The sequence below is a fragment of the Gemmatimonadota bacterium genome (genome assembly GCA_039715185.1).
Classification (GTDB): Bacteria; Gemmatimonadota; Gemmatimonadetes; order Longimicrobiales; family RSA9; genus DATHRK01.
In genome coordinates, this window is sequence record JBDLIA010000233.1 from 1 (window position 1) to 1,190 (window position 1,190).

Consider the following 1,190-nt stretch of genomic DNA (forward strand, 5'->3'; position numbering starts at 1 on the left):
CTAGTGTCCCGAATCTGAAGTTCGCGATATCACGGTTTGAACGTGGTGTGTCAGACTCTTTGTGTGGATTGACAAGGAGTTTGCGATGGCACGACTGGCGGCTTTGGTTCTAAGCGCGGCGGAGCGGTCGGAGCTTACGGCGCTTACGAGGCGGCGTAAGACGGCGCAGGCTTTGGCGTTGCGGGCGCGGATCGTTCTTCTCTGTGCGGAGGGAGCTCAGAATAAGGAGGTGGCGGCGCGCCTTGGCGTGGACGCCATGACGGTCGGCAAGTGGCGTCGGCGGTTTGTTGAGCGTCGGATGGACGGGCTGCACGACGCGCCGCGCTCCGGTGCGCCGCGGACGATCGACGACGCCCGGATCGAGGCGGTGATCGTCCGGACGCTGGAGACCACGCCGCCCGGCGCCACGCATTGGAGCTCGCGTGGCATGGCCAAGGCAAGCGGCTTGTCGGTCTCGACCGTCCAGCGGATCTGGCGCGCCTTCGGCTTGCAGCCGCACCGGACGGAGAGCTTCAAGCTGTCCACCGATCCGCGGTTCGTGGAGAAGGTCCGCGACGTGGTCGGGCTCTATGTCGCGCCGCCTTCACATGCGGTGGTTCTGTGCGTCGACGAGAAGAGCCAGATCCAGGCGCTCGACCGCAGCCAGCCGCTGTTGCCGATGCGCCCCGGCCAGGTCGAGCGGCGCAGCCATGACTACACGCGCCACGGCACCACGTCGTTGTTCGCCGCCCTCGATATCGCCACCGGCCGGGTGATCGGCAAATGCTATCCGCGCCATCGCGCCGTCGAGTTCCGCCGCTTCCTCGACGAGATCGAAAAGGCGGTGCCCGATGACCTCGACGTCCATCTGGTGATGGACAACTACGCGACCCACAAGACGGCGCTGATCCGCAACTGGCTGGCCAAGCGGCCACGCTGGCACGTGCATCTGACGCCGACGGGATCGTCCTGGATCAACCAGGTCGAGCGCTTCTTCGCGCTGCTCAGCGAACGCCAGATCAAGCGCGGCGTCCATCGCTCCGTCGCCGACCTGCAAGCCGCCATCGAAGCCTTCATCGAGCAGCACAACGCCGATCCAAAGCCTTTCCGATGGGCCAAATCCGCCGACGACATCCTCGCCTCGATCGAGCGCTTCTGCCTGCTAAACTCAAACAACTCTAATACAGCGAACTTCTGAACCAGGACACTAG

The 1,190-nt window shown here is 64.5% G+C and carries 1 protein-coding gene; it reads left to right on the top strand.

The features are described from left to right. The first annotated feature begins 85 nt into the window (after nt 1-85). Nucleotides 86-1,177 carry an IS630 family transposase gene (locus ABFS34_16920; protein MEN8377109.1) on the top strand — a complete coding sequence of 364 codons (1,092 nt, stop codon included), beginning with the start codon at nt 86-88 and terminating at the stop codon, nt 1,175-1,177. Nucleotides 1,178-1,190: the final 13 nt, after the last annotated feature.